Below are 24266 nucleotides of genomic sequence, written 5' to 3'. Positions count from 1 at the left end.
TCGGGGAAACGAATCGGGCGGCGGAACTGGAATGTTCGATCCGCCGCCCGATGTTGCTCACCTTTCCACCCGCGGTCGTCAGAAGTTAACGTTGACGGTGGCGAGCAGCTTCTTGCCCGTGCGGTAGACGCCGCGCGGCAGGCGCTGGGTATTGGCATAGGCGTAATATTCGCTGTCGGTCAGGTTCATGCCCGAAAGCGTGATGCCGATGTTCTCGGTGACGTTGTAAGTCGCCGAGACGTCCACATTGGCCGAATCGCGCACATACATCTCGTCGCCGCGATCGATGCTGGTGAAGTATTTCGAGCGCCAGGTGTAGGTCGCCCGCAGCGACACCGGGCCGCTCTCGAAGAACGGGCTCAGGCTCGCCTGGTGCTTGGAATTATAGGGCAGGTCCGCGCCGTCCTGCCCCTGGGCGTCCGAATAGGTGTAGTTGGCGAGGATGCCGAAACCGTAGGGCAGGTTCTGCTGATAGGCGAGGGCGAAGCCCTTCACCTCGGCCGAGCCGGCATTGTACGGGCGCGCCACTTGATAGGTGGTCACCCGGCCCTGCGACTGGTTGAAATACTGCTCGGGCCCGGTCCGCCTGAGGATGTAGTTGCTGATGTCCTTGTAGAAGACCTCGGCTGCCAGCACCGCGCGCGGCGCGAAATACCATTCGAGCGACGCGTTGAGGTTGGACGATTCATAGGGCTTGAGGTCGGGGTTGCCGCCCTCGCCGGTCAGGATGCCGTCGGAGAGCCAGAAGAAGTTGGTCATGTCGGCGTAGTTGGGACGCGCGATCACCTGCGCTGCGGCGAAGCGGAGGATCAGATCCTCCTGCAGGTCCACTGCCAGGTTCAGGTTCGGCAGCACGTTCTGGTAGCTGCTCTTGGTGGTTTCCCAGTTCCAGTTCGCCTCGGCGTTGCACGGCGTTCCGGATTCGCAGACATAGCCGGCGCTCTCCGTGGAGGTGCTGACGTAGCGCACGCCGAAGTTGCCGCGCACCCCGCCGGTCTCGACGTTGACCTGTGCATAGGCGGCGTGGATGTCCTCATCGACTTCCCAATTGCCCGCGGTGAACTCAGCCGCCGCGAAGATCGAAGGCGTCGGCAGCGTGCGGCCTTCGAGGAAGTCCACCATCGCCGGGCCGCTAATCGTGAAGCGGTTCGCCATCTGATCGTTGATGCCGTTGAAGCCGGACAGATAATTGTCTGGGGCGGGCCGGGCGTCGAACTGGCTCGCAGCGACTGCCAGCCCGTTCAGCGCGATGCCGGCATATTGCTGCGCGGTCTCGTGCCGGCGGAACTTGTAGCCGAGCTGGATGCGCTTGACCGCACCGTCGAGGTCGAAGCCCAGATCGACCTGTGCGTAGCGCTCCTTGTCGCTCGTCGGCTTCTCGACGGTGTTGCCGCTCCAGCCGGGATCGGTGACGAACGCTGCGGGGTTGCCCTGCACGTCAGTGGTGTAGGTGAGCGTGCCCGGGCTGTCGGGCGCGGCCGAGAGGTCGACCGTATAGTCGGCCCAGTTGAGGAACTCGAGGAACACCTGACGCTTGGTGCCGCCGTTCGCCTCGGAGATGCCGCCCTCGACATTGATGTCCCAGGTTTCGCCGTCCCAGCCGATCTTGCCGTGATAGGTGTCGGACTTCATCTCGGCTTCGCGATACTGGACGTCGAGCACGCTGAGGCCGTTCGTCAGCGACGCGCTGGTAACGATGCCGTCTTGCACCTCGATACCGGTGAGCGCGCCCAGGCTGTTCCAGGTATTGCCCTGGAAGGCGTACATCGATTGGTTGAGGTTGTCGTAAGTCGCGTCGACCTTGAGCCAGTTGAACTCGAGCAGGAGCTCGTCGACCGGCTTCCACTGCGCGGTCGCCGAATAGGTGAGGCGCTCGCGGCCCTGCTCGAAATAAGACGTGCCGAAGGCGTTGGGGCTGACGGCATCCAGATTGGCGGTCAGCGTCTCCGCGCAGGCGCCGACGCAGCCGTTGTCGCGCGAATCGACGGGGTTATCGGGGTTGCCGCCCGCCCATTGGTTCGCGCGCATCGTGCCATAGGTTTCCAGGCCGTCGCGGCGCAGCCGGTCCTTGGCGCGCTGGAAGGAGGCGAGCAGCCCGATCGTCCCGGCTTCGTTGCGCCAGCTGATCAGCGCGGAACCCTGGACGTCGCCCTTCTCGGAGCGGGTGTTGTAGAGATAGCCGAGCGAGGCGGCGATCGTCAGCGGCTTGAGTTCCAGCGGCTTGCGCGTGACGACGTTCACCGTGCCGCCGATCGAGCCTTCGTCGATCCGCGCCTCGGGCGACTTGTACACATCGACGCGGCCGACGAGCTGCGGCGCGAGCAGCGCATAGTTGAAGGTGCGGCCCGGCGAATCGAGGATGAACCAGTCCGCCGAGGCGACGGTCTGGCCGTTGAGCAACGTGCGGTTGAGCGCCGGGTCGGTGCCCAGGATCGAGATTTTCTCACCCTGGCCGAACTGGCGGTCGACGGTGACGCCCGGCACCAGCGTCAGCGCCTCGGCGACATTGGTGTTGGGGAACTTGCCCACGTCCTCGGCGGAAACCGAATCCACGATGGCATCGGCGTTGCGCTTGGTTTCGATCGCGGCGGCGAGCGACGCGCGATAGCCGGTGACGACGATATCCTCCTGCGGCTCGGCGGCAGCAGTCGTGTCGCTATCGGCTTGTGTTTGCGTGGTCTGTGCCTGGGCGGCGCTGGCGAGCAGCGCCAGGCTGCTGGCGGTACCGACGAGAATTCCCCGAATCCGCATGTCTCATCCCCTTTTTCCGTTATCCGGTGGTACGCTTATTTTTATACCAGTTGCGTACCAATACGGGGAGCATCTGCCAGAGCTCTCAGCCCGTCAAGAGGGATTCTTTCACAAATATGACGGGATGTGGTTCTTTTTTGCTGGCGTGTGGTATCTGATTGGTATTAGTGTTGCGTCCGAAGCCCTTACGCCCAATGGTGGGAGCCGAAATGCCGTTGCTGGCCGAAAAGATACGCGTGCTCGATCAACCCGGTGGAGGGCCCCTCTACCGGCGGCTGGAGGATGCGTTGCGCGCGGCGCTTCGCGACCAAGTGCTCAAGCCCAACGAGGCGCTTCCTGCCGAGCGCGACCTTGCTGCCGATCTTTCGGTATCGCGGATCACGCTGCGCAAGGCACTCGACACGCTGGTGGACGAGGGCCTGCTGGTGCGGCGCCACGGCGCGGGGACCTTCGTCGCAGGGCGTGTCGAGAAGCAATTCTCCAAGCTGTCGTCCTTCTCGGAAGACATGGCGGCGCGCGGCCGCAGCGTGCGCAGCGAATGGCTGAGCAAGACCGCTGGCGCAGTCACGCCCGACGAGGCGCTGACGCTGAGCCTGAGCCCCGGCACCCCGGTCTATCGGTTCAATCGCATCCGCTTCGCCGACGACGTGCCGATGGCGCTCGAGCAAGCAGTGGTCCCCGGCTTCGGACTGGAGAGTGCGGAAGTGGTCGGCAGCTCGCTCTATGCTGCGCTCGAGGCGAGCGGCAATCGGCCGGTGCGCGCGCTCCAGCGGCTGCGCGCAGTGCTGGTCGATGCGGGCCGGGCCAAGCTGCTCGGCGTGGAGGTGGGAGCGCCGGCGCTCTATATCGAACGGCGGGGCTTTCTGGCCGACGGGCGCGTTATCGAAGCGACGCAAAGCTGGTACCGCGGCGACGCCTATGACTTCGTCGCCGAACTCGACGCCCGGGCCTGAGCAATGATCGAACCGAACCAGACCCGCATGTTCGCGGAAGCCGCCGAGGCTGCCGATGTTGTGGAGCGCCAGCTCGCCGCCAATGGCGATGCCATCGCAGCGCTTGTCGAGACGCTGCGCGCCCGGCCGGTGCGCGGCGTCGTCACCTGCGCGCGCGGCAGCTCGGATCACGCGGCGACCTTCGGCCGCTATCTGATCGAAACCCGGCTCGGGTTGCTGACTGCATCGGCCTCGCCCTCGGTGGCGTCGGTCTATGGCGCCTCGCCGGATTATTCGGACATGCTCGCGCTGGGCATTTCGCAATCGGGCAAGAGCCCGGATATCCTTGCCGCGATGCGCGGCGCCCGCGCAGTCGGCGCGCGCACGCTGGCGCTGGTCAACGTCGCCGATTCGCCGATGGCTGCGGAGGCCGACACGTATCTTCCGCTTCACGCCGGGCCCGAGATCAGCGTCGCAGCGACCAAATCCTATATCGCTGCGATCTCTGGCCTGGTGCACCTAGTCGCCCGTTGGAGCGGTGACGACGTGCTGATGGAAGCGCTGGCCGAATCGCCCGCGCTGCTGCGCCGGGCGTGGGAGGATGACTGGTCGCCGCTGGTCGATCGACTGGCGGAGGCGAGGGGGCTCTACGTGATCGGGCGCGGCCTCGGCTTCGGCATCGCGCAGGAGGCCGCGCTCAAGTTCAAGGAAACCTGCGGCCTCCATGCCGAGGCGTTCAGCGCCGCCGAGGTGCGCCATGGACCGATGGCGCTTGTCGGTCCCGGCTTCCCGCTGCTCGTTTTCCGCCAGGGCGATGCGACTGCCGACGGGGTCGACGAACTGGTCGCCGACGTCGTCGCCCGCGGGGGCGAGGTGCTGGTGAGCGGCGGCGCAGTCCCCGGCGCGACCTGGCTGCCGCACCCGTCCGCGCATCCGGCGATCGAGCCGATGCTCCAGATCCAGGCCTTCTACCGCGCCGCCAACACGCTTTCGCTACGCCGCGGCTTCGACCCCGACCGGCCTCCCCAGCTCGCCAAGGTGACCGAGACCATCTGATGCCAAGGGCCATATTACCCGATCGCGTGCTCGTCGGCGGTGCGTGGCGCGAAGGCCATGCGGTGCTGGTGGAGGATGACCGCATCGCTGCGATCGTCGCGCCGGCCGCGCTCGACTCGAGTGCGGCGGTGGAGCGTGTCGCTGGTAGCCTCGTCCCCGGCTTCGTCGATACCCAGGTCAACGGCGGCGGCGGCGTGCTGTTCAACGACGCGCCGACCCTGGAAGGCATCGCGGCCATCGCCGCTGCGCACCGCCGCTTCGGCACCACCGGGCTGCTGCCGACGCTGATCAGCGACGATCTGGCGGTGATCCGCCGCGCCGTTTCCGCAGTGGACTCCGCGATCGAGGCCGGCGTGCCGGGCGTGCTCGGCATTCATATCGAAGGACCGTTCCTCAACGTCGAGCGCAAGGGCATCCATTCGGCCGACAAGATCCGCCTGCTCGATGAGGAGGGCTTCGCGGTGCTGACCGGGCTGCGGCGGGGCCGTACGCTCGTCACGCTCGCACCCGAGCGGACTTCGGTGGAGATGGTCCGCCGCCTGGTCGATGCTGGCGTGGTTGTCGCCGCGGGGCACACCAACGCCAGCTATGAGCAGGCAATCGCAGCGATCGACGCGGGGCTCACCGGAGTCACGCACCTGTTCAATGCCATGTCGCCGCTCAGTTCGCGCCGTCCGGGCGTGGTCGGCGCCGCGCTCGAAGCCGATGGCGTCACTTGCGGCATCATCGTCGACGGCCACCACGTCAGCCCCGCGACGCTGCGCCTCGCGCTGCGCTGCAAGCCGCACGACCGCGTGATGCTGGTGACCGACGCCATGCCGTCAGTCGGCAGCGAGGCGAGCGAGTTCGTGCTTCAGGGCAGCCGCATCCTGGTGCGCGGCGACCTGGTGACCGACGAGGCCGGCACGCTCGCCGGTTCGAACCTCGACATGGCCGGGGCGGTGCGGAATGCGGTGTCGATGCTAGGCCTCACCCTGCCCGAAGCCGTGGCGATGGCGAGCAGCGTGCCGGCGGCATTCCTGGGGCTTGCCGATGTCGGCCGGATTGCGCCGGGTTATCGCGCGGACTTCGTGTTGCTAGACGAGGCGCTCAAGGTCACCGCTACATGGATCGGCGAACGTTAGCAAATCCAAGTTCCCCTCCCTGCAAGGGAGTGGTTAGGGGCGGGTGAGAAAAGAGCGGGCTCGATGCCCGGTCTTTTCTTTCTCACCGAACGGCTGAAATGCTCGCTGCGCTCGCAACCCACCCCCCACCCTCCCTTGCAGGGAGGGGAGTAGGCAGGGAGGGAGTAGATGGGATCAATCCTCGCGCTTCGCCTGATCGAGCTGCCGTCGTGCGCGCTCCGCCTCGCCGGCATCGGCCTGTTTCTGCGCCTTCGACCGTCCGAAAGCGGCGCGGTTCGCCGCCGCCTGATCCTCCGCCGCCTTGCGGTCGCGCCGCTTGCGCGCCTGGCGGAGGTTGACGATCTCAGCCACGCGGCCCGGGCTTCTTGGGATCACGGGGCGGGCGACGTGGACCGTCACCCGAAGGCCGGCCGCGTGGCCCTTCGCCCGAGGGGCGCCCGCGTGGCGGCCCGCGGCGCTGGCCGCCCGGCGCATGTGGCGCAGCGGGCTGCACCGCGCTGGTCGCGGCGACCGAATAGCCTTCCTTGAGCAGCTTGGTGAACGCCGCGCGCACGTTCGCCGTGATCGCGTCCTGCACGTCCTTCGGCAGATCGGCGAAGGTGACGTTGCGGTGAATCGCGTTGACGTCGCGCACCAGCTGGTTGGGTAGCCCGTTCGACGCGCGCTTGAGCGCATCGATCGAGTCGAGGAACATGGAGAACAGGATCTCCTGCATGAGCTCGGTGGCGGGCTTCGGCATGGCGCCCTAATGCGCCGGGCGGCAGGCGCTTGCAACCGGGTGCGGCGCCTCCCGTGGCGAAAAGGCGCCGGCGTGCGCGGCTTGCCTCGCGCCGTCCTCAGCCGCTATTCCGCACGGAAATTCGGCACCGCGACAGATAGCCGATGAAAGCGGTTACACGTGCGGGAGGGAGGATATCGATGGTGCAGCGGATCACGATCGTCGGCGGGGGCACCGCAGGGTGGATGACGGCGGCGCTGCTCTCCAAGCTTCTCGTTCGCGGCTTCGAGATAAGGCTGGTCGAATCGGACGAGATCGGCACGATCGGCGTCGGCGAGGCGACGATCCCCGGCATCCGCGACTATTGCGGCCTCGCCGGCCTCGATCAGGTGGCGATGATCCGCGCTACCCAGGCGACTTTCAAGCTCGGGATCGAATTCGTCAACTGGCGCGAGCCGGGGCACAGCTACATCCACGGCTTTGGCAAGATCGGGCAGGATCTGTGGTGGCTCCACATGCACCAGCTCTGGCTCAAGATGGCCGGGCGGGGCGCGGCCAAGCATTTCGACCATTATGCGCTCAACTGCCTCGCCGCGCGCAAGAACCGTTTCTGCTTCCCCAATCCTTCGAACCCGCATTCGCCGATCGCGCACATCGACTATGCCTACCATTTCGATGCGTCGCTGTTCGCGCGCCACCTGCGTGCCGAGAGCGAGGCGCGCGGCGTGAAGCGGATCGAAGGGCGGATCGTCTCGGTCGAGCAGCGGCCCGAGGACGGTTATGTCGACCATCTGGTGCTGGCCGACGGACGCATCGTCGACGGCGATCTGTTCGTCGATTGCTCGGGAATGCGCGGACTGCTGATCGGCCAGACGCTGGGCGTCGGCTATGAGGAATGGAGCAAGTGGCTGCTCTGCGACCGCGCGCTCGCGGTGCCGTGCGAGAGCGTGAGCCCGCTCACCCCTTATACCCGCTCCACTGCGCATGGCAGCGGCTGGCAATGGCGCATTCCGCTCCAGCATCGGATCGGCAACGGCCATGTCTATTCGAGCGCGCATATGAGCGACGACGAGGCGGCCACGATCCTGATGGCGAACCTCGACGGCCGGCCGCTCGGTGACCCGCGTCCGGTGCGCTTCACGCCCGGTAAGCGGCATCGCGCGTGGGAGAAGAACGTCGTCGCCATCGGGCTTTCGAGCGGCTTCCTCGAGCCGCTCGAATCGACCAGCATCCACCTGATCCAGACGGGCATATTGCGGCTGGTCGCGCTCTTTCCGGGCGCGGGCGTCAAGGCTGCGGACGTCGCCGAATACAACCGCCAGACCGACTTCGAATATCGCGACGTCCGCGATTTCATCATCGCGCACTATAAGGTCACCAATCGCGAGGACACGCCGTTCTGGGCCTATCTCAAGCACATGGACGTGCCCGACAGTCTGGCCGAGCGGATCGAGCTGTTCCGCACCTCCAGTCGCTTCTTCGTCCACGGCAAGGCCGAGCTGTTCAAGGAAGAGAGCTGGGTGCAGGTGCTGCTCGGGCAGGGGCTGGACATGCGCTACGACCCGATGGTCGACATGGTGCCCGACGCCGAACTTCTCGCGTTCCTCCGCGATGTCGAGGAGGTGATCGAGGACGTGGCGAACGCGATGCCCGATCATGCTGCCTTTATCGAGCGCCACTGCAAGGCACCGCCGCTCACTGTTGCATCCTGAACACGTTTTGCAGCGTTGATGCGCCCGTCCACCGCTCCGGCGAGGGAACGGGATTGACATCGCGCGAGAAAGGGTTTTGTCACCGTTGTCGGAAAAACAGAAACTGCCGGAACGTAATGTAACCGGTTACGGACTGGTCAGGAGGGGAATAAAGTGAAGGATTCCAGCATAATGCGTGCACATCTCGCTCGCGGTATCTCTGCCGCGGCGCTTGCTGCTGCGCTCGTCATCGGCGTTCCCGCCGCCGCGCAGACGACATCGACTCTGCAGGGCCAGGGCGGCCAGGCCGGCACCAGCGTCACTATCACCGATACTGTCACCGGCCGCTCGGTCACGACGACGGTGGGGCCGAACGGGCGCTTCGTCGTGCCCGGCCTCCGGCCCAGCACCTATCGCATCGAAGTGGAGGGACAGGAGCCGCGCAGCGTGACGCTGCCGGTGGGCCAGACCGTGACCGTCGATGTCGTCGAGGAGCCCGCTGCTGCCGTGGACGCTGGCGAGGAAGTCGTCGTGACCGGCACGCGCGATCGCACCGAAGTGCGAACCGCGACAACCTCGACCAACGTCAGCCAGGCGCAGATCGAGAACCTGCCGCAGAACGATCGCAACTTCCTCAACTTCGCCGCGCTTGCGCCCGGCGTGTCGGTTTCCCCGACCGGAGGCTCGCGCCGTGTCCAGGCAGGTGCGGTCAGCGCGGACAACACCAACGTCTTCATCGATGGTCTCAGCCTCAAGAACCCGATCAACCACGGCGGCGTGGCGGGCCAGAACTTCTCGCGCGGCAATCCCTTCCCGCAGTCCGCGGTGCAGGAGTTCAAGGTCGACACGCAGAACTTCAAGGCCGAGTATGAGCAGGCCGGATCGGCGATCATCACTGCGGTCACCAAGACCGGCGGCACCGAATTCCACGGCGGCGCTTTCGGCGAATGGCAGCCCAAGTCGTTCATTGCACGGCCGTATTTCGATCGGCCGGGGCAGGAGGGCAACCGGGACGGCACCGATCCCAAGCCCGATTACGAGCGTTGGCAGTACGGCGTCGACCTCGGCGGCCCGATCATCAAGGACAAGCTGCACTTCTTCGCCGCGTTCGAAGGTACCAGCCAGACGCTGGCTTCACAGGCAGTAACGCTGGAAGCGGACGATGGCGTCCCTGCGGCGATCGTCAGCGAATTCAACGGCAGCTATCCGCAAACCTTTGAACAGCGTCTCTATTTTGGCAAGCTGAGCCTGTTCGCCACCGAGCAGGACACGATCAACGCCAGCGTGTTCATCCGGCAGGAAGACGAACTGCGCGATTTCGGCGACAATGCGGTGCCCTCGCACGGCCACACGATCGATTCGGATGTTAAAGTCTACCAGGCCGAATGGAGCCATCGCGGCGACAATTGGCTGAACGAACTCACGGTCGCGTACAACACCGTTTCCACCGGCACGCCGAGGGTATCGGAGGGACCGGAGATCGTTCTCAATCCCGCACCCGAGCTCGGCGGCGAAGTCGCGCTCCTCGGCGCCAGCTCGTTCGAGCAGAACGACCGGCAGGAGACCTGGACGTTCAAGAACAACGTCACCTTCTTCGGCGGCGAGCACACGGTGAAGGCGGGCGTCAAGGTCTCGCTGAACGACTATAGCCGCGAGGAGGATCTTCGCAGCAACGGTTCCTATTATTTCCACGCGCCGACCTACACCAGCTTCGATGCATCCACGCCCTTCGCTGCCAGCATTTCGACTGTCCCGGTCGAGCCGGCGACGGCGAAAAACACCCAGGTTGGTCTGTTCGTTCAAGACGATTGGACGCCGGACGATCACTGGACGATCAATGCCGGCCTGCGTTGGGATTTCGAGACCAATGCGAAGAACGAAGACTTCGTCACCCCGGACAATGTAGCCACTGCGCTACGCAACTATCCCGGCTGGCAGGCAGCGGGGATCGATCCCGAGGACTATATTTCGACCGGCGACAATCGTGAGCCGTTCTGGGGCGCGTTCCAGCCGCGCCTCGGCATCAGCTACGACGTCCATGGTGACCGTGATCTGATCTTCTTCGCAGGTGCCGGCCGCTATTATGATCGGCCGCTGTTCATCACCGCAGGCATCGAGACGATCAAGAACCTGTACCAGTCAGCGCCCCAGATATCGTTCTGTGACGGCGGGGGCGGGCAGCCGACCTGCGCGAGCGTGAGCGAAAACGGTGTGCTGCCCGTCGAGTATCTTCCCTACAATCCTGCCTACAAGGACACGGAGACGTTGCGATCGGCGGTGTCGGGCATCGGCGGCGACATCTGGCTGCTCAACAACGACACTAAGCTGCCCTTTTCGGACCAGTTCAGCCTGGGCGTGCGCAAGCGGTTCGGCGCGGTGCAGACCTCGCTCACCTTCTCGCACATCCGCAGCCACAACATCTTCCAGTTCGTCCGCGGCAATCGCTTCTCGAACGGCTGGTACACCCGAATCCTGGAGCGTGACGGCGCAGGCAACGTGATCGGCTGCAGGGACGGCGGGAACAATTGGGTCCAGGACAACATCCCTGACACCGATTATGCCGCCTGCCCGGCTACGCAGGGCGATCTTGCCGGCTTCAACGGCAAGCTCAACATCGGCCAGAACAACGGCAAGGCAGTCTACAACGCCGTCTATCTGACGGTCGACAAGCCCTATTCGAAGGAATCGGGGTGGGGCTTCACCTTCTCGGGCACCTATCAGCGCGCCCGCACCAACGTGGGCACTGAGCTCGGCTCCGACGAATTCTTCGCGGGCACTGAAGTCGATCAGTTCGGTTGGCAGAACGTTCAGGGCGTCGACCAGTATCGCTTCGTCGCGACTGGAATGGTCAATCTGCCGTGGGACGTTCTGTTCTCCGCGACGGGCACATTCGCTTCGGGTCCGGCATATGGCTATGCTGGCTGCGCACCGGCCGCCATTCCGGACCCGGGGCCCCGTCCCGACGGTGTCGGCTGCATCGCGAACCTGGGCGGCGTGCGTTTTCCGCCGAACGAGTTCGCCTATGCGAACGTCGACCTGCGTCTGACCAAGACCTTCAACCTTCCCTGGGGCCACGAGCTTCAGATCAAGGGCGAGGTGTTCAACCTCTTCGACTCGATCAACCGCAACTATTCGGCCTGGAGCGCAGGCAACAATCCGCCCCGCTGGGAAGAGGAGGCCACCGTGGGCAACGCCCGCGCTTTCCAGGTTGGCGCCAGCTATCGCTTCTGAGCCCCCTTCGAAGCGACACACTGCAGGGGAGGGGGTATGCCTCCTCCCCTGCTTCTTTTTAAGCTGATGCGATGAAGCCAGAGCTGTTGCACTTCGGCGAAGGCCGGCATCCGGTGGTCACCATCGATGCGTTCACCGGCGATCTCGCCGGCTGGCGCGATCTGGCGGCGGCGATGGCGCCGTTCCCCGCCAACCGCGGCACCTATTATCCCGGGCTCCGCCGGCTGATCAGCGAGGCTGACGCAGAAGCATTCGAGCGCATACGCCAGCTTCTCGCGCGTGCCGCGCCCTACATCGGCGGCGGCTTCGATCTCGCCGGCTTCGACCTCGTCGAAGCGAGCTTTTCGATGGTGACTACGCGGCCCGAGGCGCTCGGGCTGCCGCAGCGCGTGCCGCACTTCGACTCCTCCGATCCCGATTATCTCGCGCTGCTGCTCTATCTCTCGGACACACCCGGCACCGGCTTCTATCGGCAGCGTTCGACCGGGATCGAACGCATCACGCGCGAGAATTTGTCGACATTCGTCGATGCCGCCAGGCCCGAGAGCGCCGAGATGCAGGGCTATATCCGCGGCTCCACGCCGCAGTTCGAGCAGATCGGCACGGTGGCCGGCGTGGCCGACCGGCTCGCCATCTACCCCGGCTCGCTGCTCCATTCGGGGATCATTCCCGAGGACATGAACTTCAGCATCGATCCGCGCCGCGGCCGGCTGACCCTCAACCTGTTCGTTCAAGGACGCCGATCATGAAGCGTATCGCCCCGCTCGTGCTGAGCCTCGCCGCTACTGCCGCTTCGGCGCAGACGGCCGCGCCCGAGCGCCGGACCTACATCAATCCGATCGACATCGATTACCGCTACAACTTCGAGCAGATCAACGACCACGCTTCCTACCGAACCGGCGCCGATCCCGCGATCGTGCGGCACAAGGACTCCTATTACATGTTCCAGACGCTGGCCGACGGTTATTGGCGCTCGACCAACCTCACCGACTGGACCTTCATCAAGCCCAGCCGTTGGCCGTTCGATTCTATCGTAGCGCCCGCCGCCTGGTCCGACGGCGAGCGGATCATCCTCCAGCCGTCGATGATGGAACCCGAGTCCATTCTGGTTACGGAAGCGCCGGAGACCGGCAAGCTCGACTTCCTGGTCCGCCGCATGCCGCCGCTCCCCGGCGCGACCAACAAGGCGCCCGAGGAAATGAAGCCCGGCGAGATCCCGCCCGGCCCCTGGGACCCGGCGCTGTTCAAGGACGATGACGGCCAGTGGTACATGTATTGGGGCTCGTCGAACGTCTTCCCGATGTATGGCGCCAAGATCGCGTTCGAGGACGGCAGGCTCATCTACCAGAGCGAGGCCAAGCCGATGCTGAGCCTCCACCCCGATCGGCATGGCTGGGAGCGCTTCGGGCAGGATCATTGCGCATGCTGGGCCCCCGGCAAACCGAGCCCCTCCTACATGGAGGGCGCGTGGATGACCAAGCACGGCGGCCGCTATTATCTCCAGTACGGTGCGCCCGGATCGGAGTTCAACGCCTACGCCAACGGCACCTATGTCTCGGACAGCCCGCTCGGGCCGTTCACTTATGCGCCCTGGAACCCGGTGGCCTATCGCCCCGGCGGCTTCGCGCAGGGCGTGGGGCATGGCTCGACCTTCCAGGACAAGCACGGCAATTGGTGGAACAGCGGCACGAGCTGGGTGGGCTATAATTGGGGCATGGAGCGCCGGATCGCCATGTATCCGGTCAAATTCTACGAAGACGGCCAGATGTCCGCCTTCTCGCGCTTCGGCGATTTCCCGCACTTCGCGCCCACCTCGAAGATCGACGATCCCGAGAGCCTGTTCACCGGCTGGATGCTGCTTTCCTATCGCAAGGCGGCCAGCGCCTCCTCGACGATGGGCGAGTTCGCGGCGGATCGCGTGACCGACGAGAACCCGCGCACTTTCTGGGTCGCGGGCGCGAACAAGCCGGGCGAGACGCTGACGCTCGATCTCGGTGCGGCCAAGACGCTACGCGCGGTGCAGGTCAATTATGCGGACTATAAATCGAACCGCTACGCCGACGCGCCGGACATATACACCGAGTTCGAGCTGCAATCTTCGCTCGACGGCAAGAGCTGGTCGCCGCTCGCCCGCACCGAAGGGCCGCGCCGCGACCGGCCCAATGCCTATCTGGAGCTGCAGGCGCCGGTGAAGGCGCGCTATGTCCGCTACATCCACGGCCATGTCGGTGCCGCCAACCTCGCGATCGCCGATATCCGCGTGTTCGGCAGTGCCGGCGGTAGGCCCCCCACTGCGCCCACCGGCGTCACCGCAAAGCGAGAAAGCGACGAGCGAAATGCGAAGATCGCGTGGAAGCCGGTGAAGGGCGTGGTCGGCTACAACGTCCTGTGGGGCATCCGGCCCGATCGCCTGACGCTCGGCTACCAGCGTTGGGCCGACCAGGGCACCAGCCTCGACCTGCGCGCGCTCAACAAGGGGCACGCCTATTGGGTTGCGGTGGAGGCGTTCGACGAGAACGGCGTGTCACGGCGCTCGAAGCCAGTGCAAATCGACTAGAAGGCGGGTGAAAATCAAGCCCGCGCCGGCGTCAGATGCGTCAGCGCACACAGCCATTGCCCGTCGACCCGGCGATAAATGTCAGTAATCCATTCGTCCGCGCTGATCGGCTCGCCCTTGAACGATCCGGTGTTCCGGCCGCGACCGGTCACGACCGCGACGTCACCATAGACTTTCACGCGGGCGATATCCTTGACCATCATGTCGTGGCTCAGCGTCCCATCCGAGATCACCGACAGGATCCGATCGCGGCCGACGGGACCAGCTTCGGGGGTTACCAGCGTCCAGTCGTCGGCGATGCACGCGGCGATCCGATCGACGTCATTCGACACCATCGCAGCGTTGAAGGCATCCTCGAGTGCAGTGAAATGCTCGGTCTCGTCGATGCGCACGCCCGTTCTCCCCTACGGCAAAGATCAGATCGCCGTGGACTCGGACCAGCGCCGCTGGGTCTCAGCGACTGTCAGATCCTCGACCTTGGCATCGATGAACCAATGATAGCCGAAAGGATCGGCGAGCAGGCCCGAGCGGTGGCCGTAGAACTGATCCTTGACCGGCCGCAGCACGATCGCGCCCTGCGCGGTGGCGGCGGCGACGAAAGCATCCGCATCGTCGACGTTGAGGTGCATCTGCACCGGCGAGCCACCCAGCGTATCGGGGCTCACGGCGCCGAACTCCGGATATTCGTCGCACAGGAACAGTCTGGATGTGCCGAACGTCAGCTCCGCGTGGCCGATTCGTCCGTCAACGGGATCCTCCAGCCGAAAATCCTCGGTCGCGCCGAATGCGGCGACATAGAAATCGATCGCGGCGCGCGCATCCTTCAGCGCCAGATGCGCGCTGAGGCTATGCGGAAGTTGCTCGGAGGACATCGGCAATTCCTTTGACGACTCACGTATATTACGTTACGTATCGTTTCATAATGAGTCAAGCTCCGACATCGACGCCTCGGAAAGCCGGTCGTCCGCGCAGCGAAGCGGCGCGGCTCGCGATCCTTGACGCCGCGTATCGGATTCTGATCGAGGACGGTTTCGGCCAGCTGACGATCGAGGCCGTGGCCGCTCGCGCCGGCGTCGGCAAACCGACCATTTACCGATACTGGAACAACGCGCAGGAGTTGGCCATGGCGGCGTTCCTGTCCCGCCCGGATGCGGAGCCGGTGCAGACGCCACAGCGGTCCACGCGCGATGGTCTGAAGGCGCATCTGCGTTCGGTGGTGCGTGCCTTTGCGACCAGTCGCGGACGGCAGATCACGCTGACCATGGCCTCGTCCGATTCCGACAGCGAGGTCGCCAAAGCTTTTCGCACCCAAATCATCCTCAAGAGCCGCGAAACCGGCCGTGCGCTACTTGAAGCCGGAGAGAGCTCCGGCGAAGTTCGCATCGGCGGCAACATCGAGGCGGCGCTCGACATGATCTACGGTCCGATCTTCTATCGGCTCCTGGCCGGCCACGGACCGCTCGACGATAGCTTCAGCGAAGCCGTGATCGACATCGTCTGCGACGGAATTCGGCGATAGCGTCCAAGGGCGCGCTTCCCAAAGATCGAAGCGGGCGCTCGGTCCGAAAACCGCACCGGCCCGATCGTCAGCCGCCCAGCCACCCGCCCCTGAACCCCGCGCGCTGAAGGCCGCGTCGGATCGCCGGCACCTGGCGCATCCGGCTCCAGACGAAGTCGTTGCGGTAGTTCGCCGCCATGGTGACGATCGGGCCCTGATCGATCCCCAGATAATCGTCGTCCACCCAGCCATGGACCGGATCGACGCTGCCCTTCTCTGGCTTCACCTCACGGTATTTGAAGCTCGGGTTGAACGAATCGAGGAAGCCGTACTTGCCGTACAGCCGCCCGCCCTGTGCGCTGCGCATCGCCTGGGCTGCGGGGATCACGATCTCCGGCGCGAAGGCCAGCGAGCCGAGCGCTGCGGTGGGCGCGAGCGTGCCGTCGTCGCGCTCGTCGGGCTGGCCGAGCGGCCCGCGCGCGGCATAGCCGTAGAACTCGCGCGTCTCGCCCTTGAACGGCAGCTTGAAGCCGCCCGGGCCATCGCACGCGGTGAGGCCCCAGATCTCGTTCGAATAGCCGTCCCAGCGCATCGGATTGGCAGTGCAATAGGCGCGATTGGCATAGGTCGCACGGCGGCTGTTCTCGAAATAGTCGATCCCCGCTTCGCGCATCGGGGCGTCCTGGATGCCGCGGAAGTCGATCCAGACATGGCTGTACTGGTGGCCGAACAGCGGCGCGAAGGCGAGATGGCGCGTCGGCCCTTCGCCGCGCCAGCAGCGCGGATAGTTCTGAGTCCAGGCTTCCCATGTGTTGTCCGTCACCGGATGCACCGGCGCGCCGAGCGCCAGAACGTGGACGAACATGCCTTCGTTGTAGCCGTTCCAGTTCGCAGGGATCAGCCCGCGCTCGGGATGCCAGCCCATCGAGATCGACTTGCGCCCGTCGGTGCGGAAGAAGTTCCAGTCGGCGCGGGTGTAGATGTCGGCAGCAAGCTTGCGGATCTCGGCCTCGGCGGCATCGTCGCGGTCGTAATATTGGCCGGCGAACAACACCCCCATCAGCAGGATCGTGGTGTCGACGCTCGAGAGCTCGACGTCGCGGAAGCGGTGCCCCGTTTCCATGTCGATGAAATGGTAGAAGAAGCCCTTGTGCCCGATCCTGCCGGTCGATTCGGGGCCCTGCGGCGAATTCCAGAAGAAGCGCAGCGTGGTGAGGGTCAGGTCGCGTGCTTCCTCGCGCGTGCACCAGCCGCGCTCTACGCCGATCGGATAGGCAGTGAGCCCGAACCCCACCGATGCGATCGAGCAGAAGCCGGGAGTCGGCCAGCGATCGGGCACCAGCCCGTTCTTGCGGTTCACCGTTTCCCAGAACCAGCGGAAAGTCCGCTCCTCGATATCTTCGTAGAAGGCGGGGAGGCCGTTGCCGGCGGGCGCGGCGCCACCGGTCCGGAGCGCTTGTGCGCAGCTGGGAAGCGCTGCCGTGGCGGCTATCAGCGAGGAACGGGAGAGAAGCTGGCGTCTGTCGATCATGTCCTGAATCCTATGCCCCAGGAGAGAGGAACGATGCGCAGAGCGCCGTTTCCTGCGGGGTTGTTGCGAAACCGGTTACACACTTGGCGCGGCAAAAGGGCGTCCCCATCACGCGCGGCCAGCGGTGGTGGCGCGAATGACGAGCTCGGGCGCGATCAGCTCGACGCCGTCGCCGGGACCCTTGCCCTCGAGCATGTCGACCAGCCGGCCGACTGCGCGCGCGCCGATCTCGGCGATGCGGACCTGCACCGTGGTGAGCGAGAGATAGCGCGCGAGCGGCACGTCGTCGAAGCCGGCGACCGCTACGTCCTCCGGCACACGCTTGCCTGCCGTGCGGAACGCGTAGAGGCAGCCGATCGCCATCATGTCGTTCGCCGCGAACACTGCATCGCAAGGCGCGTCGCTCGCCATTATCACGCGCGCGGCGGCCTCGCCCGAATCTTCGTTGAAATCGCCTTCGATGATCCGCACCGGCATGTCTGGAGCGAGCCGGTGGAGCGCGTCGCAGAAGCCGTCGGCACGTTCGCGGGCGTCCACATTGCTCTGCGGCCCGGCGATGTGGACGATGTTGCGATAGCCGCGGTCGAGCAGATGGCGCACCATCGCCTCGGCGCCGGCGGCATTGTCGAGCCGGAGCCCCGGTCGCGATGCGACTTCGCCCGCCGCATTGATCAACACCGACGGCAGCGCGGCGGGAAGCGCCCGCTCGAGCGAGGCGGCCGGGATGTGCGGCGCCATCACCAGCAGCCCGTCGACTCGCCCGCGCATCGTGCGCAGCGCAGCGGCCGACTGTTCGCTGTCGTCGTGCATGTTCGAAAGCAGCAGCACATAGCCGCGCCGGTTGGCTTCCCTGTCCATGCCGCGCACGCATTCGGAGAAGAATTCGCCGTGCAGGTCCGGGAGCACCACGCCGATCGCGTGCGCGCGGGCCAGGCTGAGGCTGCGCGCGCCGGCATGCGGGACATAGCCGAGCTCGGCCGCGGCGGCCATGATCCGCTCGCGCGTCTCGCTGCGGACATTGTCCACGCCGTTGAACGCACGTGATACCGAGGCGATCGAAACCTCGGCGCGGCGGGCAACATCGCGGATGGTGGCCTCTCCCATTTTGCTCCTGTTCCCGGTCTCACGCATGTTTCCTACGTTTCAGACCCTGAGGGCGATTGCAATCCTCGCCCTGCGAAGCGTATGTAACCGGTTACGGAAATCAGCCTCAAGCACAAAGTTTCGCGTTTGGGCTGCAGCGTTTCATTGATCGCGCTCAGTTGGGACGCGGTGTTTCGGGGAGAGGAATTGATGTTCGAAGCCAGGATTTCGCGACGCGCGGCGTTGCTCGGAGCGGGCGCGATCGCGGCCTGGGCGTCGAGCCCGGCGCGCGCGATGCTCCAGGCGGCGACGCGGCTGCCGGTGCCTGCCTTCATCGACGGGCTGATCGCCAAGATGACGCTGCAGGAGAAGGCGGGCCAGCTCACGCTGATGCCCAGCGCCTGGGGCGGCGGCGTCGCGACGCAGCTCAATCCCCCGACCTCCGGCCCGAGCTTCGATGCGCAGCTCGAGGAAGTGCGCCAGGGGCTGCTCACCGGCGTGTTCAACGGCAATGGCGCCGAGATGGCCCGCCGCATGCAGACCGCGGCGATGACGCAGAGCCGGCTCAAGATCCCGCTGATCTTCGCCGCCGACGTGATCCACGGCCACCGCACGATCTTCCCGGTGCCGGTGGGCGAGGCAGCGAGCTTCGAGCCCGATCTGGCCGCGCGCACCGCGCGCATGGCGTCGTACGAAGGCGCCGCCTCGGGCATCGACTGGACCTTCGCGCCGATGGTCGACATCGCGCGCGACCAGCGCTGGGGCCGGACGATGGAAGGCGCGGGCGAGGACGTGCACCTCGGCATGCTGATGGCGGAAGCGCGCGTGCGCGGCTTCCAGCGCAAGGACCTGAAGGCGATCGATTCGATGATGGCCTGCGCCAAGCATTTCGCGGCCTATGGCGCCGCCGAAGCAGGGCTCGACTACAACAGCGTCGACATCTCCGAGCGGACTCTGCGCGAAGTCTATCTGCCGCCGTTCAAGTCGGCGCTCGACGCCGGGGTGCTGACTTTCATGGCCTCGTTCAACGAGATCGCGGGCGTGCCCTCGACCGCCAACGAATGGCTGATGCGCAACCTTCTGCGCGGCGAATGGGGTTTCGATGGCTTCGTCGTCTCCGACTATACCGGCGACATGGAGCTGATCGACCACGGCTTCGCCAGGGATTCGCGCGAGGCCGCCAAGCTCGCCTTCCTGGCGGGGGTCGACATGAGCATGACCAGCGGCTTCTACCGCAAGCATCTGCCCGAGTTGGTCGAGGCCGGCGAAGTGCCGATGGCGCGGGTCGATGAATCGGTGCGCAAGGTGCTGGCGATCAAGGCCGCGCTCGGGCTGTTCGAGGATCCGTTCCGCCGTATCGACTTGAAGCGCGAGAAGGCGCGCTCGCGTACGAAGCAAGCGCTGGCCCTCTCGCGCGAGGCCGGGCGCAAGTCGATCGTGCTGCTCAAGAACGAAGGCGATCTGCTGCCGCTGCCCAAATCGGGCAAGAAGATCGCGATCATCGGCCCGTTCGCGGCGGGCAAGCATGATTTGAACGGCCCGTGGGTCGTCTATGGCAGCAACGATTACGCCGTCGATCTGGCCGAAGGCGTCAGGAATGCGGTAGCCGACAAGAGCAGCGTCACGGTGGTCGAGGGCTCGGGAGTCGAGGAAGCGCTCCCCGGCGGGATCGAGGCCGCAGTGGCGGCGGCGCGCGCGGCGGACGTGGTGCTGCTCGCGATCGGCGAGAGCGAAGGCATGTCGGGCGAGGCCCAGTCGCGCCCCGAGATCGTGGTGCCCGCGCCGCAGCAGGCGCTGGCCGAGGCGGTGGCCGCGGTCGGCAAGCCCGTGGTGGTGGTGCTCAAGAACGGCCGCGCGCTCGCGCTGGAAGGAGCGGTGGCCAACGCGCCTGCGATCCTCGTCACCTGGTTCCTCGGCACCGAAAGCGGCAACGCGACCGCCGACGTGCTGTTCGGCGACTATAGCCCATCGGCGCGCCTGCCGTGCAGCTTCCCGCGCTCGCCGGGCCAGCAGCCCTATTATTATGCGCACAAGCCGACCGGCCGCCCCAACCCGTCGGACGACAAGCTCGAGCCGTACAAGGCGCACTATCGCGGCATTCCGAACTCCGCGCTCTATCCGTTCGGCCACGGCCTCACTTATGGCCGGATCGAATATTCGGACCTGCAGGCGGCGCCGACCTTGGCGTGGGACGGCGAGCTGACGGTCAGCGCGCGCGTCACCAACCGCGGCACACGCGCCGCCGAGGAAGTGGTGCAGCTCTATATCCGCGACCGGACGGCCAGCATCACGCGGCCGGTCCGCGAGCTCAAGGCGTTCCGCAAGCTCGCGCTGGCGCCGGGCCAGTCAGAGACGGTGACGTTCAAGATCCGCCGCGACCTGCTGCTCTTCATCGGCCGCGAGAACAAGCCTATAGTGGAGCCCGGCACGTTCGACGTCTGGATCGCGCCCTCAGCCGAAGCGCAGGGCGTGCATGCGCAGTTCGAGCTGATGAAGGGCTGATCTTCCCCTGCGGAACGAAGGAGCGATCCCATGAGCGAAGCGCGTCGAGTGGTGGCGATCGTTCCGGCAGGCGATCTAGATGCGAGCACGGCCTTCTATCGCGAGCTCGGCTTCGAGGTTGCGAGCGATCATGGCGACTATCGTATCCTCACCGACGGGCGAGGTTGGGACCTGCATCTTCGGCACCAGCCGGGCTGGCCGGCCAATGTCGAGGACAACCCGCTCGGGCTCTATTTCTATGTCGAGGATGTCGATGCTGTCGCCGATCGCGTGCGGGGTCGCATCATCGAGCAGGGCGCGCCGCGCGCCAAGCCCTGGGGCACCTATGAGTTCGCGGTGAGCGACCCCAGCGGCGTGCTGGTGCGCGTAGGGCGGGTCGTCGGCTAGCCGGCTCTAGGCGCCAAGCTCGCGCACAATCCGCGCGTGCGTGCCCCGGCCGAGCGGATTGAGCAGCATCAGCGCGCACGACAGGGCGAGGCACCCCAACGGCACGAGCGCGATTGTCCAGCGCATCGCAGCGAGCGTGGCCGCGCTCTGCTCGACATTGGCGACATAACCCGCCGATTCGAATCCGAGCCCCAGCACCGCCGTCGCGATGCCGATCGCGACCCGCTGGAGCAGCGAGGCCATGCCGAACACCGCGCCCTCGACGCGCATGCCCGTCGCCTGCTCGCCATATTCGATCGTGTTGGGCAGCATTGCCCAGAAGGAGAAATGCAGCCCGACGATGGCCGCTTGCATCGCGACCAGGAAGATCTGCATCGCGGCCGCTTGCCCGATGTGGATCGCACCGAACAGCGTCAGGCCGGCGATGCACAGCCCCGCGGCGAGGAACCACAGCGCGCGCGTGCCGATCCGGCGCTGGAGCAGCATCCACAGCGGGACCGCCATAGAGCTCACCACGCCCATCCAGGCGAGCGCCGACTGGCCGGCCGCGTCGTCGCCGATGAAATACTTGAAATAATAGAGCACCGATTTGTTGAGCACCGTCACCGCGACGATCATCGCCATCATCGCCAGGTTGAGCGTCACGAAAGCGCGGTTCGCGGCAAGCGCTCTCAGCCCGGCGCCGATCGAGGGCGGCGGCGCCGCGGCGGGCAGCGCATTTTCGCGATAGATGGCGCCCACCAGCATCAGAATCGCGGTGGCGACGACTGCGAAGGCGAGTGCTGCGCCCAGATAGGCCTGCGCGGGGACCACGCTGCCTGCGAGCCAGGCGCCGAGCGGCACCGTGCCCCGCGCGACCACGACCCAGGCGAGCGTCCCGAACAGCATCCGTGCGCCAGCCACGAAGGCGCGGTCGTTGCTGTCGACGCTGATCCGCGCGCCCATTGCGAGATAAGGGACGTTGAGCGCGGCATAGGCGGTGCGGAACAGCAAATGCCCGACCACCACTGCTGCGACGCCCCAGAAACCGGTGGTGAGCGGAGGCGAGTAGGTGAGGATGCAGGCGAGTCCCAGCGGGATGCTGCCGATCACGAGAACGCGTCCATAGCCGTGCTTCGGATGGTGCCGATCGGTGATCGCCCCGGCCAGGAAATTGGCGATGCCGTCCCAGATCGAGGCGGCGGTGTAGATCGCCGCGGCCGTGGTCATCGGCAGTGCCAGCGCCTCGGTATAATAGAAGAGCAGGTAGAGCATGATGCTCTGCCAGTAGAGATTGAACGCAAAGTCCCCGAAGGCGAACACGACCAGACGGGTCTTGGTGGAGAGGGGCGGGGCCTTCATGCGACGGGGGTAGGACAGGCGGGTCGCTGAGTCATCTTCGCCTCGGCTCTCACGCGGCATCTGGTCGTTTTTGTGTGCCGGACCAATGCGTTGAGCTATAGCCATTGGGCATCGGAGCGCGCACGCAAGCTATTTGCCGCGCCGCCACGCGCTGCCCAGTCTGGCAGCAAGTGAGGAACGACAGGCGATGACTGCCCAGACCCCGACCCGCACATCTGCTCCCGACGATTTCGTCGAGCGCTTTCGTCGCGAGGGCTATGCCATTGTCCGCGGCTTCTTCTCCCCCGCGGAAGTGGTGGAGATCGCGGCCGCGACGGACCAGCTTCGCGAGGAAGGCGAGCGCCACGGCCGGAGCTTCCGCCACGGCAACCTCTTCTACAACGTCGCGCCCGGCGACGCCGGGCCGCTGGTGCGGATGGTGCAATGGCCGTCCTACCATCAGCCGGTGATGAACGCGGTGCGGCTCGACCGTCGCTTCGCCGAGCTGCTCGCGCCGCTGATCGGGGGCGACCTCAAGCAGATCATCAACCAGGTGCATTGGAAGGCGCCGGGCAGCCTGGGCGATTTCGCCTGGCACCAGGATTCGCGCTTTCGAAAGCCGGACTCGGTCTATCGCAACCTTGGTGCATCCTATGTGCAGACAGGTCTTGCGATCGATCCGCACACCCCCGAATCGGGATGCATGCGGATGATCCCGCGCAGCCACCTTCGCGGAGAGCTGCCGCTCGACACATCGACCGAAGTGCTCGGCAGCCAGCTGCAGGACGGGGCGCTGGCGGCGGCGGGATTGTCGGCGGAGGATGTGGTCGAACTGGTGCTCGATCCGGGCGATCTCGCGCTGTGGAGCCCCTATCTGGTGCACGGCTCGGGCACCAACCGGTCGAGCCATCGCCGCCGGCTCTACATCAACGGCTATGTCCGGGCGGAGGACTGCGATCGCGGCGAATGGACCTTCCGCGGCGGCGAGCCCGTGCCGCTCGGCCCGGAGCCGGCGCTGGTCCATTACGAGCAGCTGCACGAGCGCGGCGAGCCCCATTATGTCGAGACGCGCGCCTAGAGGCCGTCCCCGTCAAGTTGAACCATCACCGTTCGCCACGGGTCGCTTCCCAACGCAATTCACCCGCGGATTGCCGCCCCCTTCGACGCCGCCTGCGGCGTCGCTCAGGACAGGCTTCGACAAGCTCAGGGCGAACGGGGGCGTTTCCATCTCAGCGAGATAGACCCTAATTCAGTAACCGTTCCCGGAACGCGGCGGCCGGTCCTTCGTTCGGCCGGAAACGACCGCATCTTTTGGGGCAGGGACATGGCACGGCAAAGACGAGAACGGTCCGCGGCTGCGCGGCGGCCCATGGGTGCGACATGGGCGCTGGCCGGGCTGCTCGGCGCGGCGGTGATCGGGCTGGCAGCGTTCGCCGTGCGCCGCATGGCCGGCAGGGAAGCCGATCCGGAAGGCCCGACGCCGGCAGCCTTCACCACTTCCGTTCCCGCTCCCGACAGCTTTGACCAGACTCGCGATGCCGGGCCCGAGAACATGCGCGACGAGGATGGCGCGGTTTGGGATGAAGTGGACGAAGGATCGGACGAGTCCTTCCCCGCCAGCGACCCCCCGTCCTACATCCTGCCCAAATCCCGCCTTAGCTAGGTTCCTGCGCCCTCCTGGCGACGAAGAAAGACGATGACCGAAGAACCCGACAATCCCGACAATTACTTCTACGACCGTGCCGAAGCCGAGCTGGAAGCGGCGCAGAATGCCGATCATCCAGCGGCGGTGCGCGCGCATTATCTGCTCGCCGGACATTATCTCGATCGTTTCTACGGTCCGCCCGAGGACGAGGAACCCGCCGCCGAGGCTGCCGAATAGCGT

Annotated in this window: 21 protein-coding genes; 13 read left to right on the top strand and 8 right to left on the bottom strand. The window is 65.8% G+C overall.

Annotated elements, in window-relative coordinates:
• Positions 1 to 78: 78 nt before the first annotated feature.
• Complete coding sequence (locus tag ACMGDH_RS13735; protein WP_436828524.1) at positions 79 to 2751, bottom strand: TonB-dependent receptor; 2673 nt, start codon at positions 2749 to 2751, stop codon at positions 79 to 81.
• Between the two features lie 209 nt (positions 2752 to 2960).
• Between ACMGDH_RS13735 and ACMGDH_RS13730 the strand changes: the two genes are divergently transcribed.
• Genes ACMGDH_RS13730 through nagA form a run of 3 tightly spaced genes read left to right on the top strand, consistent with a single transcriptional unit; the run spans position 2961 to position 5863 of the window.
• Positions 2961 to 3704, top strand: coding sequence for a GntR family transcriptional regulator (locus tag ACMGDH_RS13730; RefSeq protein ID WP_436828523.1), 744 nt, complete (start codon positions 2961 to 2963; stop codon positions 3702 to 3704).
• 3 nt (positions 3705 to 3707) lie between these two features.
• Complete coding sequence (locus ACMGDH_RS13725) at positions 3708 to 4739, top strand: SIS domain-containing protein (RefSeq protein ID WP_436828522.1); 1032 nt, start codon at positions 3708 to 3710, stop codon at positions 4737 to 4739.
• Entirely contained in the window at positions 4739 to 5863 is a 1125-nt protein-coding gene (gene nagA, locus ACMGDH_RS13720) for an N-acetylglucosamine-6-phosphate deacetylase (protein ID WP_436828521.1), read from the top strand. Before ACMGDH_RS13725 ends, nagA begins: the two co-directional genes overlap by 1 nt.
• 174 nt (positions 5864 to 6037) lie before the next feature.
• Here nagA and ACMGDH_RS13715 read toward each other — a convergent pair whose 3' ends face one another.
• Both ACMGDH_RS13715 and ACMGDH_RS13710 read right to left on the bottom strand, forming a co-directional pair.
• Positions 6038 to 6214, bottom strand: coding sequence for a DUF4169 family protein (locus ACMGDH_RS13715; protein ID WP_436828520.1), 177 nt, complete (start codon positions 6212 to 6214; stop codon positions 6038 to 6040).
• A complete protein-coding gene (locus tag ACMGDH_RS13710; protein ID WP_436828519.1) occupies positions 6207 to 6602 on the bottom strand; it encodes a hypothetical protein in 396 nt (131 codons plus the stop codon). The genes ACMGDH_RS13715 and ACMGDH_RS13710 overlap by 8 nt, the downstream gene beginning before the upstream one ends.
• Positions 6603 to 6781: 179 nt before the next feature.
• Here ACMGDH_RS13710 and ACMGDH_RS13705 point away from each other — a divergent pair, with 179 nt between their 5' ends.
• From ACMGDH_RS13705 to ACMGDH_RS13690, 4 genes are all read left to right on the top strand, one after another.
• Entirely contained in the window at positions 6782 to 8293 is a 1512-nt protein-coding gene (locus ACMGDH_RS13705; protein WP_436828518.1) for a tryptophan halogenase family protein, read from the top strand.
• A 171-nt stretch (positions 8294 to 8464) separates the two neighbouring features.
• Complete coding sequence (locus tag ACMGDH_RS13700) at positions 8465 to 11503, top strand: TonB-dependent receptor (RefSeq protein ID WP_436828517.1); 3039 nt, start codon at positions 8465 to 8467, stop codon at positions 11501 to 11503.
• Positions 11504 to 11574: 71 nt separating this feature from the next.
• Positions 11575 to 12252, top strand: a complete 678-nt coding sequence (locus tag ACMGDH_RS13695) for a DUF6445 family protein (RefSeq protein ID WP_436828516.1) — start codon at positions 11575 to 11577, stop codon at positions 12250 to 12252.
• Positions 12249 to 14060 (top strand): family 43 glycosylhydrolase, encoded by a 1812-nt coding sequence (locus ACMGDH_RS13690; RefSeq protein ID WP_436828515.1) that lies wholly within the window; start codon positions 12249 to 12251, stop codon positions 14058 to 14060. Before ACMGDH_RS13695 ends, ACMGDH_RS13690 begins: the two co-directional genes overlap by 4 nt.
• A 14-nt stretch (positions 14061 to 14074) precedes the next feature.
• Here the strand turns inward: ACMGDH_RS13690 and ACMGDH_RS13685 are convergent, their stop codons facing one another.
• Positions 14075 to 14452: a nuclear transport factor 2 family protein gene (locus ACMGDH_RS13685; protein WP_436828514.1), complete on the bottom strand. Its 378-nt coding sequence runs from the start codon at positions 14450 to 14452 to the stop codon at positions 14075 to 14077.
• A gap of 24 nt (positions 14453 to 14476) precedes the next feature.
• Positions 14477 to 14932: a VOC family protein gene (locus ACMGDH_RS13680; protein WP_436828513.1), complete on the bottom strand. Its 456-nt coding sequence runs from the start codon at positions 14930 to 14932 to the stop codon at positions 14477 to 14479.
• 50 nt (positions 14933 to 14982) lie between these two features.
• Here ACMGDH_RS13680 and ACMGDH_RS13675 point away from each other — a divergent pair, with 50 nt between their 5' ends.
• Positions 14983 to 15579, top strand: coding sequence for a TetR/AcrR family transcriptional regulator (locus ACMGDH_RS13675; RefSeq protein ID WP_436828512.1), 597 nt, complete (start codon positions 14983 to 14985; stop codon positions 15577 to 15579).
• A 67-nt stretch (positions 15580 to 15646) separates the two neighbouring features.
• Here ACMGDH_RS13675 and ACMGDH_RS13670 read toward each other — a convergent pair whose 3' ends face one another.
• Together ACMGDH_RS13670 and ACMGDH_RS13665 are read right to left on the bottom strand one after the other, a co-directional pair.
• Complete coding sequence (locus ACMGDH_RS13670; protein WP_436828511.1) at positions 15647 to 17089, bottom strand: glucoamylase family protein; 1443 nt, start codon at positions 17087 to 17089, stop codon at positions 15647 to 15649.
• A 108-nt stretch (positions 17090 to 17197) separates the two neighbouring features.
• The gene (locus ACMGDH_RS13665) at positions 17198 to 18193 is read right to left on the bottom strand and encodes a LacI family DNA-binding transcriptional regulator (RefSeq protein ID WP_436828510.1); all 996 of its coding nucleotides are present in this window, start codon (positions 18191 to 18193) and stop codon (positions 17198 to 17200) included.
• Between the two features lie 189 nt (positions 18194 to 18382).
• Here ACMGDH_RS13665 and bglX point away from each other — a divergent pair, with 189 nt between their 5' ends.
• Both bglX and ACMGDH_RS13655 read left to right on the top strand, forming a co-directional pair.
• Positions 18383 to 20674, top strand: a complete 2292-nt coding sequence (gene bglX / locus ACMGDH_RS13660; RefSeq protein WP_436828509.1) for a beta-glucosidase BglX — start codon at positions 18383 to 18385, stop codon at positions 20672 to 20674.
• Positions 20675 to 20704: 30 nt separating this feature from the next.
• The gene (locus ACMGDH_RS13655) at positions 20705 to 21061 is read left to right on the top strand and encodes a VOC family protein (protein WP_436828508.1); all 357 of its coding nucleotides are present in this window, start codon (positions 20705 to 20707) and stop codon (positions 21059 to 21061) included.
• 6 nt (positions 21062 to 21067) lie between these two features.
• Here ACMGDH_RS13655 and ACMGDH_RS13650 read toward each other — a convergent pair whose 3' ends face one another.
• Positions 21068 to 22402 (bottom strand): MFS transporter, encoded by a 1335-nt coding sequence (locus ACMGDH_RS13650; RefSeq protein WP_436828507.1) that lies wholly within the window; start codon positions 22400 to 22402, stop codon positions 21068 to 21070.
• Between the two features lie 187 nt (positions 22403 to 22589).
• On the opposite strand from ACMGDH_RS13650, the gene ACMGDH_RS13645 reads away from it, so the two are divergent.
• The 3 genes from ACMGDH_RS13645 (at position 22590) to ACMGDH_RS13635 (ending at position 24263) form a co-directional block, all read left to right on the top strand.
• Complete coding sequence (locus tag ACMGDH_RS13645) at positions 22590 to 23459, top strand: phytanoyl-CoA dioxygenase family protein (RefSeq protein WP_436828506.1); 870 nt, start codon at positions 22590 to 22592, stop codon at positions 23457 to 23459.
• A 291-nt stretch (positions 23460 to 23750) separates the two neighbouring features.
• Positions 23751 to 24044 (top strand): hypothetical protein, encoded by a 294-nt coding sequence (locus ACMGDH_RS13640; RefSeq protein WP_436828505.1) that lies wholly within the window; start codon positions 23751 to 23753, stop codon positions 24042 to 24044.
• Positions 24045 to 24077: 33 nt separating this feature from the next.
• A complete protein-coding gene (locus ACMGDH_RS13635; RefSeq protein WP_436828504.1) occupies positions 24078 to 24263 on the top strand; it encodes a hypothetical protein in 186 nt (61 codons plus the stop codon).
• The last annotated feature ends 3 nt before the right edge of the window (positions 24264 to 24266 follow it).

Source organism: Sphingomonas radicis, from assembly GCF_051400635.1.
In the GTDB taxonomy this organism is placed as follows: domain Bacteria; phylum Pseudomonadota; class Alphaproteobacteria; order Sphingomonadales; family Sphingomonadaceae; genus Sphingomonas.
The sequence above is the reverse complement of the archived record's forward strand: the minus strand, read 5'-3'. Positions and strand labels throughout refer to the sequence as shown.

Excerpts from the sequence above, each read along its gene's own strand:
- ACMGDH_RS13675 (WP_436828512.1), top strand. The coding sequence starts at position 14,983 with ATGAGTCAAGCTCCGACATCGACGCCTCGGAAAGCCGGTCGTCCGCGC.
- ACMGDH_RS13635 (WP_436828504.1), top strand. The coding sequence starts at position 24,078 with ATGACCGAAGAACCCGACAATCCCGACAATTACTTCTACGACCGTGCC.
- bglX (WP_436828509.1), top strand. The coding sequence starts at position 18,383 with ATGTTCGAAGCCAGGATTTCGCGACGCGCGGCGTTGCTCGGAGCGGGC.
- ACMGDH_RS13705 (WP_436828518.1), top strand. The coding sequence starts at position 6,782 with ATGGTGCAGCGGATCACGATCGTCGGCGGGGGCACCGCAGGGTGGATG.
- ACMGDH_RS13680 (WP_436828513.1), bottom strand. The coding sequence starts at position 14,932 with ATGTCCTCCGAGCAACTTCCGCATAGCCTCAGCGCGCATCTGGCGCTG.
- ACMGDH_RS13710 (WP_436828519.1), bottom strand. The coding sequence starts at position 6,602 with ATGCCGAAGCCCGCCACCGAGCTCATGCAGGAGATCCTGTTCTCCATG.
- ACMGDH_RS13695 (WP_436828516.1), top strand. The coding sequence starts at position 11,575 with ATGAAGCCAGAGCTGTTGCACTTCGGCGAAGGCCGGCATCCGGTGGTC.
- ACMGDH_RS13640 (WP_436828505.1), top strand. The coding sequence starts at position 23,751 with ATGGGTGCGACATGGGCGCTGGCCGGGCTGCTCGGCGCGGCGGTGATC.
- ACMGDH_RS13730 (WP_436828523.1), top strand. The coding sequence starts at position 2,961 with ATGCCGTTGCTGGCCGAAAAGATACGCGTGCTCGATCAACCCGGTGGA.
- ACMGDH_RS13735 (WP_436828524.1), bottom strand. The coding sequence starts at position 2,751 with ATGCGGATTCGGGGAATTCTCGTCGGTACCGCCAGCAGCCTGGCGCTG.
- ACMGDH_RS13700 (WP_436828517.1), top strand. The coding sequence starts at position 8,465 with ATGCGTGCACATCTCGCTCGCGGTATCTCTGCCGCGGCGCTTGCTGCT.
- ACMGDH_RS13690 (WP_436828515.1), top strand. The coding sequence starts at position 12,249 with ATGAAGCGTATCGCCCCGCTCGTGCTGAGCCTCGCCGCTACTGCCGCT.
- ACMGDH_RS13725 (WP_436828522.1), top strand. The coding sequence starts at position 3,708 with ATGATCGAACCGAACCAGACCCGCATGTTCGCGGAAGCCGCCGAGGCT.
- ACMGDH_RS13655 (WP_436828508.1), top strand. The coding sequence starts at position 20,705 with ATGAGCGAAGCGCGTCGAGTGGTGGCGATCGTTCCGGCAGGCGATCTA.
- ACMGDH_RS13650 (WP_436828507.1), bottom strand. The coding sequence starts at position 22,402 with ATGAAGGCCCCGCCCCTCTCCACCAAGACCCGTCTGGTCGTGTTCGCC.
- nagA (WP_436828521.1), top strand. The coding sequence starts at position 4,739 with ATGCCAAGGGCCATATTACCCGATCGCGTGCTCGTCGGCGGTGCGTGG.
- ACMGDH_RS13665 (WP_436828510.1), bottom strand. The coding sequence starts at position 18,193 with ATGGGAGAGGCCACCATCCGCGATGTTGCCCGCCGCGCCGAGGTTTCG.
- ACMGDH_RS13670 (WP_436828511.1), bottom strand. The coding sequence starts at position 17,089 with ATGATCGACAGACGCCAGCTTCTCTCCCGTTCCTCGCTGATAGCCGCC.
- ACMGDH_RS13645 (WP_436828506.1), top strand. The coding sequence starts at position 22,590 with ATGACTGCCCAGACCCCGACCCGCACATCTGCTCCCGACGATTTCGTC.